11 protein-coding genes are annotated in these 13,359 nt (G+C 70.5%); 6 read left to right on the forward strand and 5 right to left on the reverse strand.

All coding sequences use genetic code 11. The annotated features are described in order from the left end of the window. Positions 1 to 215 precede the first annotated feature (215 nt). From ACWA7K_RS14430 to iolG, 4 genes are all read right to left on the reverse strand, one after another. Complete coding sequence (locus ACWA7K_RS14430; protein ID WP_456210167.1) at positions 216 to 1,736, reverse strand: EAL and HDOD domain-containing protein; 1,521 nt, start codon at positions 1,734 to 1,736, stop codon at positions 216 to 218. Positions 1,737 to 1,877: 141 nt separating this feature from the next. Next, positions 1,878 to 3,392, reverse strand: a complete 1,515-nt coding sequence (locus ACWA7K_RS14435; RefSeq protein WP_456162081.1) for a hypothetical protein — start codon at positions 3,390 to 3,392, stop codon at positions 1,878 to 1,880. Between the two features lie 171 nt (positions 3,393 to 3,563). Beyond that, complete coding sequence (locus tag ACWA7K_RS14440; protein WP_456162082.1) at positions 3,564 to 4,604, reverse strand: Gfo/Idh/MocA family oxidoreductase; 1,041 nt, start codon at positions 4,602 to 4,604, stop codon at positions 3,564 to 3,566. Between the two features lie 39 nt (positions 4,605 to 4,643). Then, the gene (iolG, locus tag ACWA7K_RS14445; protein ID WP_456162083.1) at positions 4,644 to 5,639 is read right to left on the reverse strand and encodes an inositol 2-dehydrogenase; all 996 of its coding nucleotides are present in this window, start codon (positions 5,637 to 5,639) and stop codon (positions 4,644 to 4,646) included. Positions 5,640 to 5,934: 295 nt separating this feature from the next. On the opposite strand from iolG, the gene ACWA7K_RS14450 reads away from it, so the two are divergent. Both ACWA7K_RS14450 and ACWA7K_RS14455 read left to right on the forward strand, forming a co-directional pair. Beyond that, positions 5,935 to 6,768, forward strand: a complete 834-nt coding sequence (locus ACWA7K_RS14450) for a TIM barrel protein (protein WP_456162084.1) — start codon at positions 5,935 to 5,937, stop codon at positions 6,766 to 6,768. 24 nt (positions 6,769 to 6,792) lie between these two features. Then, positions 6,793 to 7,932, forward strand: a complete 1,140-nt coding sequence (locus tag ACWA7K_RS14455; RefSeq protein ID WP_456162085.1) for a LacI family DNA-binding transcriptional regulator — start codon at positions 6,793 to 6,795, stop codon at positions 7,930 to 7,932. A gap of 31 nt (positions 7,933 to 7,963) precedes the next feature. On the opposite strand, the gene ACWA7K_RS14460 is transcribed toward ACWA7K_RS14455, so the two are convergent. Further along, a complete protein-coding gene (locus ACWA7K_RS14460) occupies positions 7,964 to 8,857 on the reverse strand; it encodes a MurR/RpiR family transcriptional regulator (protein ID WP_456162086.1) in 894 nt (297 codons plus the stop codon). Between the two features lie 232 nt (positions 8,858 to 9,089). Here ACWA7K_RS14460 and ACWA7K_RS14465 point away from each other — a divergent pair, with 232 nt between their 5' ends. From ACWA7K_RS14465 to ACWA7K_RS14480, 4 genes are all read left to right on the forward strand, one after another. After that, the gene (locus tag ACWA7K_RS14465; protein WP_456162087.1) at positions 9,090 to 10,334 is read left to right on the forward strand and encodes an NAD(P)/FAD-dependent oxidoreductase; all 1,245 of its coding nucleotides are present in this window, start codon (positions 9,090 to 9,092) and stop codon (positions 10,332 to 10,334) included. A gap of 18 nt (positions 10,335 to 10,352) precedes the next feature. Beyond that, positions 10,353 to 11,153 (forward strand): 3-methyl-2-oxobutanoate hydroxymethyltransferase, encoded by an 801-nt coding sequence (locus ACWA7K_RS14470; RefSeq protein WP_456162088.1) that lies wholly within the window; start codon positions 10,353 to 10,355, stop codon positions 11,151 to 11,153. A gap of 114 nt (positions 11,154 to 11,267) precedes the next feature. After that, positions 11,268 to 12,116: a formyltetrahydrofolate deformylase gene (purU, locus tag ACWA7K_RS14475; protein ID WP_456162089.1), complete on the forward strand. Its 849-nt coding sequence runs from the start codon at positions 11,268 to 11,270 to the stop codon at positions 12,114 to 12,116. 2 nt (positions 12,117 to 12,118) lie between these two features. Continuing rightward, positions 12,119 to 13,144: a xylose isomerase gene (locus ACWA7K_RS14480; RefSeq protein ID WP_456162090.1), complete on the forward strand. Its 1,026-nt coding sequence runs from the start codon at positions 12,119 to 12,121 to the stop codon at positions 13,142 to 13,144. Positions 13,145 to 13,359: the final 215 nt, after the last annotated feature.

The raw sequence follows: 13,359 nt of genomic DNA on the forward strand, positions 1-13,359 counted from the left end.
CATGATTGCTTTCATGTGGAAGTAGTGGGAAGTCGCCGCCATCGCAGGACTGCCCGCGGCTGAACGTGTCGATGGCGCGGGGTCCGCGGACGATTCGGTGACCCGTGCGCAAGTGATGGCGAGTCTCGGGAATGGGCCCCGGGCCTTCAATGACGACTAGAAGCCAGTGCCAGCACTTGTCCTCACATGAACTTGTATGAATCAGCGCGAATGCGTCATCGGCGACGTGATTGGCGGAAGGTCCAGGTGTTCATCGAACCCGAATCGGCAGACCTGAAACCGAGGGGCCGATCGCCGGCGCTGCCGTGCGGGAGGTCCCCCTGCCCCCTCGTGAACCCAGGCGACCCGACCGGCTGACCGGCACTGCTGCCGCCATTGACAGGCGCACCGCTCTGGCTGCGCTCACGGGCCCAGAGGTGGGCTTCGCGGTAGATCGAGGGCAGGGCCTGGGACAGGCCCGGATAGATCGCCAGCGGCCCTGGCAGCCAGCCGGCGGGCTGGCGGAACTGGCTGCGCGAGAACTCCAGCAAGGAGCCCAGCAGCCCGCCCCGGACGCTGGCGTCGGCGTCGCGGTGCTGGATGCCCAGCGTGGTGCTGACGTGGTGTCGCAGGCCGAGCATGAAGGCCTCGTCGGCCAGCGCGAGATCCTGGGGCGCGACACGGCGCGCCAGGACCTTCATCAGGCGCGCCTGCACCAGCCCGGTGTAGGTCCAGGCACGGTCGACCGGTCCGGCGTCGACAGCTTCGAGCACCATCAGCCAGGCCTGCAGGACCGCACGCGGCACGTCACCGGCCAGCTCGGACAGACGCGCCGGCCGCACCGACGACCGGGCCCGGACGCCCTCCTGCTCGACCAGCTGGCCGATGCGCATCACCGTGGCCGGATCGCTGGCCAGCGCGGTCGCGAGCGACTCGCAGGAGGCGCCGTGCTGCAGCAGCAGCCGCGTCCGCCGCAGCACGAGCGGCATGCAGGCCGGCAAGCCGGGCGCCTGGATGACATCGGGCACCGCGACGGCATAGCCCTGGGCCAGGTCGAAGCCCATCGCGCGCGCCATCTCCAGATCGGACGCCCGCTCGACCTTCTCGGCCAGCAGGCGCACGCCGTGGCGTCGCGCCAGCGCCATCATCTGCGCCAGCTCGTCGCGCCGTGCGCGTTGCCAGTCGATCTTCACGACCTCGACGTCGGCGATCAGGGCCCAGCGGCTGTCGTCGAGCGTCTCGATGTCATCGAGTGCGAAGCGCATGCCGCGCTGTCGCAGCTCGCGGACCCGCCGCACGACCGCCGGCGAGGCGACGACGCTCTCGAGCAGTTCGACGATGCCCCAGCCCGGGGTGATCGCCTCGACGATCGGGCTCATCAGCACCTGTTGATCGACGTTGACGAAGAACGAGAGTCCGTCGGTCTTGCGCGGCAAGCCCAGATCCAGCACCGCGGTGGCCAGCACCTCGCAGGTGGCCAGCAGGTCGTCGGTGATGGTGCCGGCCGCCGCGCCGCCCGCCGGTCGATACAGCAGCTCGTAGCCCAGCGCCATGCCCTGCATGTCGGCGATGACCTGCAGGCCGACACAACGGGCCTGGACGGCGGGGGCCGCCGTCGGACCGCCAGCCTCCGGACGCCACGCGGCTGGCTGCGAGCGGGACAGCGGCGTGCCGGACGGCACCAGCGGGCGGCGCATGCCGGTGGCCCAGGCGGTCGAGGCATCGTGGGCATCGGCCTCGAAGGGACGGGTGTGCATCGGCAAGGTCGTTTGCATGGTGTGGGGCTCGGGGTGACCGACCTGGCGAAGGTCGAGGGCGGGGGCTGCGGCTGGAACGGGGGGTGGGCGAGCGCCGGATCGGTCTCGTCCGGGATCGCCCGGGGCCGCCCGGGATCGCGCTCAGCCGCGCAGGGATTCGGAGACGGCGATGTCGGCCAGCGGTTGCTCGCGGACCATGCGTCCGGCGATGTCGAACAGCTCGGACATGCCACCGGCCGCCGAACTGGACGCGCTGGCGTCGAACATCAGCCGCAGGCCGATGTCGAGCACGGCACCGAGCAGGCATTGCCGGTGCAGCCAGGCGTCCTCGATCGCGGGCGCGGCCAGGGGCATCGCCGGGTGGCTGACCATCCGGGACGGCAGCGTGTGCCGGAAGTACGCGAGCTGCCCGAGCAGCGTGGCCTGGCGCTGCAGCTCGTGGCGCTCGGGGGACAGGCGCTCGATCAGCAGGCGCAGGAAGGTCGACAGGTGGCGCGCCTCGGCGGCCCAGACGGGTCGACGGCAGGCCTGGTTCTGGCGGGCCTCGTGCTCGAACACCTGCAGCCAGGCGGCACCGGTGGGGCTGCGCAGCCGCGCCACCATGTCCTCGATGGAACCGGGACGTGTCGGTGCGCCGCACAGGCCGTCACACGCCAGCAGCATCACCCGCAGCGCCAAGGCGGGATCGCGCTCGATCAGGATTGCCAGCTCGGCATCGTCGGCGCCCTGGACCATGCGCACGTGCAGCCGTTCGACCGCGACCGGATCGCAGGCCGGCAGCTGGTCGGCGGTCCAGGTGACCGGTGCGGCGAGCAGCGGACCGGAGAAGGCGTGGACACCCTGGGAGCGGTACTCGCGGAAGACATCGAGCCGGTCGATCCCGCGCAGGTGCAGCGGCCGACCGCGCAGTTCGGGCCACAGCCCCGCGAGGTTGCCGCGATCGTGCGTGCCGATGTCGAGGTGGTAGCTGTCGACCTGCCCGTCGAGCTGCTGGAGCCGCGCCGCCGTCGCGCCATTGCAGGACAGCGACACCGACAGGCCGCGCTCGCGCAGACCCTGCAGGCGTTCGAGCAGTGCCGGTGTGCCCAGGACCTGGGTCGGCAACTGGATCACGGCCCAGCGCGGCGACAGGACATCGACCAGCGAGGACGTCATCACATCCTCGCGAACCCCGATGAACACGGGCTGGTCTTCACCGAACACGCGCAGGCCGACCGACAGGACGAGGTGGCACAGACCGTCGATCCAGCCGCTCAGGTCCGTCTGGCTTGCCACGCTGCCGTGCCGCGAGAAGGCATCGTGCAGGGGCATGAGCTGGAGGGCGACCTCCTGGCCCAACGCGTTGACAACCTTGGCGGTGCGCACGCCGACCTGCGGAAGGTCCAGCACATCTGCGGCGGCCGGGAGCGAGGCCGTTGAGCGCGTGCCGGGTGTGGCCGCAGCGGCGGCGGCGGTGGCGGCGGTGTAGGGCGCGGCATCGTCGTCGGTACGGGCCGCCGGATCGGCCCTGGAGGAAGCCTCTGGCGAGGTCGACGTCGCGCCACCGTGGGCGTGGAAAGGCAGGACCGGACGGGAGGTCCGGCGCGCGGGAACCTCGTTCGGCACGGGGTTCCCGCGGATCAGGTCCGCGCTTCGGGGCTGAGGTGCAGTGGGCATGTCTGGACTCCTCGTCGGCACCGGTTTCTTCCCGGTGTGATCGACTGTCCGGCCAGTGTGCGAATCGCACCCCGGCACGCCCACTACCTATTGCCACTGTTCTCCAAAAGGGCCCTACAGCTTGAAGTTGGCCCCTTCTTGTACTGAAAAAACCGGCGCCCTCCGGAGGCCTCAAACGACCGTTTCGACCTGCCCGCTGTGCAGCGATCGGGTGATCGCCAGACCGATGCGCGTGGCCTCCATCGCGTCCGAAAGCGTCAGGTCCAGCGGCGCCACGCCGCGACAGGCAGCGACGAAGGCGTTGATCTCGCGCGTGAAGGCGCCTTCGAAGCGGGCGTGGAAATCAGGCAGGACGGCATGGCCGACACCACGCGCATCGCTGCGGATCACGCGGTCCAGCGCGGCGTGTTCGCCGACCAGCAGCTTGCCGGCCGTGCCGATCACCTCGGTGGTCGTCTCATGGCCATGCGCGAAGGTGCGCGAGGCATAGAAGACCGCGCGCGCACCGCCCTCGAACTCGACGATCGCCAGGCCGTTGTCGACGTCGTTGCACTCGGCCAGACCGGGGTGCAGCGCGATCGTGCCGCTGGCGAAGGCCCGCAGCGCCTTCGGTCGGCCGAGCATCCAGCGCGCCAGGTCGATGTCGTGCACGCTGCAGTCCATGTAGATGCCGCCGGAGGTCGGCGCGAAGCGCACGAAGAAGCCATCGGGGTCGTTCTGGTCGCAGGTCTGCGAGCGCACGAGGAAGGGCCGGCCGATGTCACCGGCGGTGATCGCCGCATGGGCGTTCTGGTAGCTGGCATCGAAGCGCCGCACGAAGCCGACCATCGCGATCTGGCCGGGATGCTGCTCGGCCACGGCCAGCACGCGCTCGCAGTCGGGCACGTTCAGCGCCAGCGGCTTCTCGACGAACACGTGCTTGCCGGCCTTCAGCGCCGCGATGGTCTGGTCCGCATGCAAGGTGGTCGGCGTGACCAGCACGACCGCGTCGACGTCCGGGTCGGCGATGAAGGCATCGAAGTCGGCGTGAACGCGCGACACGCCCAGCACGTCACGCGCATGGTCGCGTTCGGCCTCGACCGGGCTGCAGGCCGAGACCAGCTGGACATGGCGGGTCGAGAACGCCAGCGCCTCGGCATGGCGGCGGCCCAGCCGGCCCAGGCCGGCGATGCCCACGCGCAAGGGCGTGCTGCGAACGGTGGAAGAGGTCATGGGAACAGTCCTGGCGCGGGCGTGGATGGGGAAGACGGCTCAGAGCCTGACCGGCTGGCCGCTGTTGGCGCTTTCGGTCGCCGCATCGGCCAGGATCTGCGCCTTGACGCCGTCGGCCACCGTCGTGCGGAAGGCCGCGCCGGTCTGCAGGCAGTCGAAGAAGTGGGCGATCTCGGCCTTGTAGGCGGCCGCGTAGCGCTGCAGGAAGAAGGCCTCGGGCTTGTCGGCGCGCACGCCGCTGGCGTCCCATTGCACGACCTGGCTGGGCGTCTGGTTGCCGCACTGGAGCATGCCCGTCGAGCCCAGCACCTCGAAGCGCTGGTCGTAGCCGTAGGCGGCGCGGCGGCTGGTGTTGATCTGGCAGAGACGGCCCTTCTTCGTGCGGATCGTGACGGCGGTGCTGTCGTAGTCGCCCAGGCCGGCGATGGCCGGGTCGGTCAGCACCGAGCCGGAGGCGCTCAGCCAGTCGGCCTCGTCGCCGTCGGCGCAGAGGATCCAGCGGAACACGTCCAGGTCGTGGATCAGCATGTCGCGGAAGATGCCGCCCGAGGCCTTGATGTACTCGGCCGGCGGCGCGCCCGGGTCGCGGCTGGTGATGATCAGCATCTCGGGGTTGCCGATCTCGCCCTTGTCCATGCGGGTGCGGGCCTCGTTGAAGGTCGGGTCGAAGCGGCGCTGGAAACCGATCATGCAGGCCACGCCGGCTGCCTTGACGGCCTCGCCGCAGGCGATGGCACGCGGCACCGACAGGTCGACCGGCTTCTCGCAGAAGATGTGCTTGCCGGCCGCCGCCGCACGCGTGATCAGGTCCGAGTGGGTCGTCGTCGGCGAGGTGATCGCGACGGCGTCGATGCTCTTGTCGGCCAGAACGGCCTCGATCGTCGAGACCTCGGCGCCGAGCTGCTGCGACAGCTGCGCGGCGCTGTCGCCCATCGGGTCGCAGATGGACTTGAGCCGGACGCCCGGCAGCGCGGCCAGGTTGGTGGCGTGGATGCGGCCGATGCGGCCAGCGCCAAAGACGGCGACGTTCTTCATGGGTGACTCCTCGACGGGACGGGTGTTCGATAGGCGGTGCGGACTATAGCCAGACCGCCTTCTTTTTTGGAATTTTTTTTCTGAAACTGACGGTCATTGAATAATGCGTACCCGGCGTGTGACCGATCTGCGCCGAGGCCACTCCTAGGGGAAACACCGAGGAGCGGCCCGGCGACCCGGTCCGGAGACCCGTCCGATTGACCATAAAAGGTCAAGGTCCATCCGGACGCATCCGCGCCGCCGACCTAGAGTCGATGCCCATCGCACCGATCCGGATGCCGCCCCAGGAGACCCCATGTCCGCCCTTCGTTTCTGCCTGAACCGCATGTCCGCCCCGCGCATGGGCTTCGAGGCCTACGCCGCCATGACCCGCCGGCTGGGCGTGCAGGCGATCGAGATCCGCAACGACCTGGGCGGCGTCGAGATCACCGACGGCACGCCGGCCGCGACCATCGGCGCCATCGCGCGCGACCACGGCCTGGTGATCCGCTCGATCAACGCGCTGCAGCGCTTCGAGCAGTTCACGCCCGAACGCGAGGCCGAAGCCGTCGAGCTGGCCCGTTATGCCCGCGACTGCGGCGCCCAGGCGCTGGTGCTCTGCCCGACCAACAGCCGCGCCGATGCCCGTTCGGCCGACGCGCGCCACGCCGCGCTGGTCCATGCGCTGAAGGCGCTGCGGCCGATCCTGGCCGACCACGGCATCGTCGGCCTGGTCGAGCCGCTGGGCTTCGAGGAATGCGCCGTGCGCCGCAAGTCGCAGGCCGTGCGCGCGTTCGAGGAGATCGGCGCCGACGCGACCTTCCGGCTGGTCCACGACACCTTCCACCACCACCTGGCCGGCGAAGGCCTGTTCTTCCCGCAGTGGACCGGGCTGATCCACATCTCCGGCGTCGAGGACTCGGCCGTGACCGTGCCCGACATGCGCGACGGCCACCGCGTGCTGGTCGGCTCGGCAGACCGACTGGGCAACCCGGCGCAGATCCGCCGCCTGCTCGATGCGGGTTATGCCGGCTATGTGTCGTTCGAGCCCTTCGCCGAATCGGTCGCCGCGTCGGCCTCGATCGAGGCCGAGCTGGCCGCCAGCATGGCCTGGCTGGATGCGGCCGTCGCCGACGCGCAACCGGCCTGATCGGGCCAGGGCCTGAACGTGTCGATGCCAGCCCCAGCCGCGCAGGTCCGGCGCAAGCGGTCGGCCCGCTTCGTCGAGATCGCCAGCGCGGCCGGCGTCAGCGTGTCGACCGTCAACCGCGTGCTCAACGAACGCGGCAGCGTCTCGGCCGAGACCCGCGCCCGGGTCGTCGCCGCCGCCAAGCAGCTCGGCGTGCCACGCGTGCTGCCCGACCCGCGCCACGGCCTGACCCGCTACGACGTGATCCTGGCGGCCAGCCCGACGCCCTACTTCAGCCGCCTGGAACTGGCCCTGCAGCGCAGCGCGCAGATGCTGGACGCCCGCATCGTGATCCACCGCCACCGCGTCGACGCGGCCGACGAGGCCGCGCTGCAGCAGGCCATCGGCCAGCCGCGCCACCGGCGTGACGGCCTGATGGTCGCCCTGCACGACAGCCCGCTGGTGCGCGAGGCGCTGCACGGCCAGCGCGAGCGCGGCATCCCGGTGGTGACGCTGATGAGCGCGATCGGCGGCCCTGGCGAGATCGAGGGCCTGCGTTACGCCGGCATCGACAACCTGCGTGCCGGCCGCACCGCCGGGCATTTCATCGGCCGCATGACGCCGCCCGAGCCCGGCCCCGGCCCGGGCCGCGTGCTGCTGCTGACCCATCGGCTGAGCTACCGCGCCCACGCCGAGCGCATCGCCGGTTGCCAGCAGGCGCTGGCCGAACACGCGCCGCACCTGCAGGCCGGCCCGCCGGTCGAATGCCTGGACGATGCCGACCGGGTCCGGATCGCCGTGCAGCAGGCGCTGCAGGACAGCCGGCGCGACGGTGTGCCGCTGGCGGCCGTCTACCACAGCGGTGCCGGCACGGCCGGGGTCGCCAGGGCGTTGCAACAGGCCCGCGAGCTGCTGCCCCGGCGCATCACCTGGATCGGCCACGAGCTGAGCGACGACCACCGCCGCTGGCTGCGCGAGGGCCTGCTGGACCTCGTCATCGACCAGGATCCGGACGGCCAGATCGTCGCCGGGCTGCACCACCTGCTGCACGCCAGCGGCTACGTCGACGAGGCCCCGCGCGACGAGCCCAACGACTTCCGGCTGTTCTGCGCCGAGAACCTGCGCGACCTGCCGCCCTACCTGGATGGACCGCTCAATGCGCCGCTCGAGAAGATCGTGCGCTGAGGCGCGGGCCGTCGCACGGCCGGCGGCCCGATCAGCTGGTCGTGTCGCGCGTCTCGCGTGCAGCGGCCGTCGTGGTCGGCCGGTACGGCAGTTCGAGCCGGTAGGCCAGCGCGATGAACAGGCTCTGCGCCAGGCCCATCGTGCTGGTCAGCGAGCGGAAGCCGAAGGTCGAGTTGTCCTGCACCACCAGCGCGACCTGCGCGTCGCGCGCCAGCGGGCTCATGCGGCTGTCGGTGATCGCGATCAGCCGCGCGCCGCGCTGCACCGCCTGCTGGGCCACCGTCACGGTCTCCTCGGCATAGGGCGAGAACGAGATCGCGATGATCACGTCGCCCGCGCGCACCGAGCGCGTCTGGCCCTCGTGCATGCTGCCCATCGCGCTGACCAGCATGATCCGCTTGTCGGTGTGCTGCAGCGCGTAGTCGAGGTAGACGGCGACCGAGAAGCTGCGCCGCGAGCCGCAGATCCAGATCACGTCGGTCTCGGCCAGCAGGTCAACGGCCTGCTTGAAGGCCGGGCCGCTGAGGTCGTTCTGCAGCTCCTGCATGCCGGCGATGCTGCCGCCGAGGAACTCGTGCGCGATCTCGACCGACGACAGGCTGCCCGCGCCCGAGTCGATCACCTCGCGGATGCGGGCCTTGTAGTTGCGGCTCGGCGCGATCTGCTGGCTCAGGCCGTCGCGGAAGATGCGCTGCAGCTCGGTGTAGCCGCTGAAGCCGAAATGCTTGGCGAAACGCACGACCGCCGAAGGCTGCACGCCGCATTGCGCCGCCACTTCCTGGATGCCTTCGAGCCCGAGGTGGTCGCGGTGCTGTTCGACATGGCGGGCAATCAGCTTGAGCTGCTTGCTGAGGCTCTCGTACTCCTGCGAGATGCGCTTGAGCAGCTGCTCGACGCTGAGCTTCTGGGGGGCGATGTCGGACATGGGAGGCGCGGCGGTGCAGGCCCGTTGGGTGGCGTTGACGGTCGATTGTACGAAGCCGGTTTTCGTTCCTCCGCCACGGTGGAACCACGTTTTCCCCTAGCTCAAAAAATAGAAATCCATTTGCAGACGCGGGGGTCGATTCCTAGAATCGTTCCATTCCGGGCCTCTTTTCTGGCTCCCCAGGCTCCCCTGGCTCCTGCCCCGGCCCCCCGAACCCCTCTGCGAGCGCGCCATGCCCCACAACCTTGAACCCGCGATGGTGATCGTCGGCGCCGGCCATGTCGGCGGCCGCGCGGCCCAGCACCTGCGCGACGCCGGCTGGACCGGCGAGATCGTGCTGATCGGTGCCGAGACCGCCCTGCCCTACGAGCGCCCGCCGCTGTCCAAGGGCATCCTGACCGGCGAACAGACGCTGGCGCAGACGGCGATCCTGACGCCCGAGGCCTGTGACAGCGCCCGCATCACGCACTGGACCGGCACGGTCGCCTCGATCCACCCGATGGCCCGCCAGGTCATGCTGACCGACGGCCGCAGCCTCGCCTACCAGGCCCTGCTGCTGGCCACCGGCGGCCATGCCCGCGTGCTGGCCATCCCCGGTGCCGACCACCCCGCCGTGCAGGCGCTGCGGACCCAGGACGACGCGCTCGCGCTGGCGCCGCGCCTGAAGGCCGGCGCGCATGTCGTGCTGGTGGGCGGCGGCTTCATCGGGCTGGAGGTCGCCGCCTCGGCCCGCAAGCTCGGTTGCACCGTGACGCTGCTCGAAGGCGCCCCGCGCCTGATGGGCCGGGCCGTGCCGGCCAGCGTCGCCGAACGTGTGCTGGCGCTGCACCGCCGCCACGGCGTCGACGTGCGCCTGGGCGTGGTGCCGAAGTCCTTCGAGCCGGCCGGCGCCGGCCTGATCGTCCACCTGACCGACGGCGAGCCGCTGCAGGCCGACGCGGTCGTCGTCGGCATCGGCATCGAGCCGGCGACCGAGCTGGCGCGCGCTGCCGGGCTGCGCATCGAACGCGGCATCGTCGTCGACCGCCGGCTGGCGACCTCCGCGGCCGGTGTCTACGCGGCCGGCGACGTGGCCGAATTCCCGAGCCCGCTGTCGGGCCAGCCGATCCGCCAGGAGACCTGGCACAACGCCGAGACCCAGGCCCGCGTCGCGGCGCTGAACATGCTCGGCGGCGACGCCAGCTACACCAGCACCGCCTGGTTCTGGTCCGACCAGTTCGACTGGCAGCTGCAGGTCAGCGGCGAACCCGCGCTGGGCGTCACCGCCGTGCAGCGTCCGCTCGGCGACATCGATGCCGAGCTGAACCTCTACCTCGACGGCAACGGCCGCATCGTCGGCGTCAGCGGCTGCGGCCCGACCACGGCGGTCGCCAAGGAACTCAAGCTCGCCCGCACGCTGGTCGAACGCGGCGTGCACGCCACCGCCGAGCAACTGGCCGATCCGGCCGTGAAGCTCAAGAGCCTGTTGACGACCTGACCCTTCCCCGGAGACACCATGAAGAAGCCCCAACGTCCGACCATCGCCGACCTGCAGGCCCAAAAGGGTCGCCGGCAGCTGAGCATGTTGCGGGTCGAGACGCTGGACGAGGCCGCCGCCGCGCAGCAGGCCGGCGTCGACATGGTGTCGGTGCCGCCCGCGCTGCTCGGCCCGGCCTTCCGCGAGGCGGCGCCGACGATCTTCGCGATCCCCGGCCTCGAATACGGCGACTTCATCACCGCCGAGGACTACCTGCGCGCCGCCTTCGCCGCGATGCGGGCCGGCGGTGATGCCGTCTACTGCGCCGCCAGCATGGGCATCGTGCGACGGCTGCGCGACGAGGGCATCCCCGTGTGCGGCCACAGCGGCCTGATCCCGTCGCAATGCACGTGGACCGGCGGCTTCAAGGCGGTCGGCAAGACGCTCGACAGCGCGCTGCTGGTCTGGCGCCAGGTCCAGGCGCTCGAAGCGGCCGGCGCCTTCGCCGCCGAGATCGAGGTCGTGCCGGCCGAGGTCGCGACGCTGATCTCGCAGCGCACGAAGCTGCTGCTGATCTCGATGGGCGCGGGAGCCGGCTGCGACGCGCAGTACCTGTTCGCCAGCGACGTGCTCGGCTTCAACCGCGGCCATGTGCCGCGCCACGCGAAGCAGTACCGCAACTTCGCCGCCGAACTCGACCGTCTGCAGGCCGAACGGGTCGCCGCCTTCCGCGAGTACCAGGCCGACGTGGCCAGCGGCACCTACCCCGAGAAGCGCCACGAGGTGGCCGTCGCGCCAGACGTGCTGGCGCAGTTCGCCGACGCGCTCGAACGCGCCTGAGCCGGAGCCCCCGGCGACCGGCGCTTCCCCTTTACCCACTGCTTCAGAGCCCTCGTCCTGCCGGTCCGACCGGCCGGTGGGGCGCAGCCTTGTCCCTCCACACGAGTACCCGCCATGAGCCCGACCTACGTCCTCACGCTTTCCTGTCCTGACCAGCCCGGCATCGTGCACGGCGTCGCGGGCCTGCTGTATTCGCTCGGCGGCAACATCACCGAGGCGGCGCAGTTCAACGACGCGCAGACCGGCCTGTTCTTCATGCGCGTGCAGTTCGCCTGCGAGCAGACGCCGCAGGCCGGCCTGGAGAACGCGCTGGCCGAGCTGGCCGCGCAATGGCGCATGAGCACCGAGCTGACACGCGCCGACACGAAGATGTCGACGGTCATCCTGGTCAGCCAGCACGGCCATTGCCTCAACGACCTGCTGTTCCGTTTCAAGAGCGGCCTGCTGCCGATCGACATCCGCGCGATCGTCTCGAACCACCGCGACTTCTACCAGCTGGCCGCCAGCTACAACATCCCGTTCCACCACATCCCGGTGACGGCGGCGAGCAAGGCCGATGCCGAGGCGCGCCAGCTCGACATCATCCGCAACGAGGCCGCCGAGCTGGTCGTGCTCGCGCGCTACATGCAGGTCCTGAGCGACCCGATGTGCCGCGCGCTGGCGGGCAAGGCGATCAACATCCACCACAGCTTCCTGCCCAGCTTCAAGGGCGCGCGGCCCTACTACCAGGCGCTGGACCGCGGTGTGAAGCTGATCGGCGCGACGGCGCATTACGTGACGGCCGATCTGGATGAAGGACCCATCATCGAGCAGGACGTCGCCCGCGTGGACCACAGCCTGACGGTCGACGACCTGACCGCCATCGGCCGCGACACCGAGAGCCAGGTGCTGGCCCGCGCCGTCAAGTGGCACAGCGAACACCGCGTGCTGCTCAACGGGCACAAGACCGTCATCTTCAAGTGAGCATGACTGGCTCATCGAATGAGCCTGTGCCGGCAGCGCCGATCGCGCCGCTGCGGGTCGGCATCAACATCGACGGCGTGCTGCTGCACGACGGCATCCGCACGCCGCAACCCGCGACGCGCTACGCCTGGGTGCGGCACAGCGGCGCGTTCGACTACGTCGAGAAGAACATCGATCCGGGCGAGGACTTCTCGCCCTGGTTCGACCTGGTCGAGCGCCACGGCATCCCCATCGGCGTGTTCGGCGGCATCTTCTGCGCCGGCCGCGACGAGGCCCGGATGCGCTGGGGCCTCGCCACCGGCGGCCGGCTCGGCGCGACGCTGTTCAACCTGCAGCTGTACGCGCGCCATGCCGGCGGCCGGCCGATCACCGACCAGCAGGTCGCGGACTTCTATGCCGAGGCGCTCGAACACGGCGAACCGGTCGGATGCCTGCCGACGCTGGAGGTCCACGTCGACATGTGGAGCGAGGACTTCCACCGCGTCGAACGCGTGGCCGAGCTGCTGGCGCGCCGCCACCTGCCGATGCGCCTGACGCTCGACCATTCGCACCTGATCTTCAAGATCGGCCATGCCGCCGAACTGGCGCTGAGCGGCCTGTCCGACCAGCCCGACGGCGCCCGCGCGCTGCTGTCACCCGACAGCGACCTGGCGCTCTACGCGATGTGGCTGCGCGAAGGCTGGGTGGCCCACGCGCATGCCCGCAGCGTCGCGCCCGGCATCCCGCACAACGCAGCGATGAACCGCCAGCGCGGCCTGCCGGGACGGGCCATCCAGTACCCCTTCATCGCGCCACCGCCGGGCACCTTCCACGCCGAATGGCGCGAGGACGCGCTGCGCCCGTGGAAGGACGCGGTGATCGCGCTGCTCGACTGGATGCGCCAGCACCCGGACCGCGCGCCCCGGCAGATCAGCTGCGAGTTCATCCCCTTCGCCGACTACGGCGGGGGCGGGCGGTATTCGATCTGGGACAACAACCTCGCGTGCGCGGCGTGGTTGCGGGGCGTGTGGGCGGGAGCGTGTCGGTGAGGCTGCAAATCCCCCCTGCCCCCCTTTTTCAAAGGGGGGTTCAACGCGCGGTCGGGACAGTGAGTTCCGATTGCAAGAGCTGGATTCAACGCGCGGTCGGAACAGTGAGTTCCGATTGCAAGAGCTGGATTCAACGCGCGGGCGGGACAGTGAGTTCCCCCCTTTGCAAAAGGGGGGCCAGGGGGGATTTGGGCTCCCCCAACCAGCACCCCAAC

This window comes from Leptothrix mechoopdaensis (SeqCode), assembly GCF_053893855.1.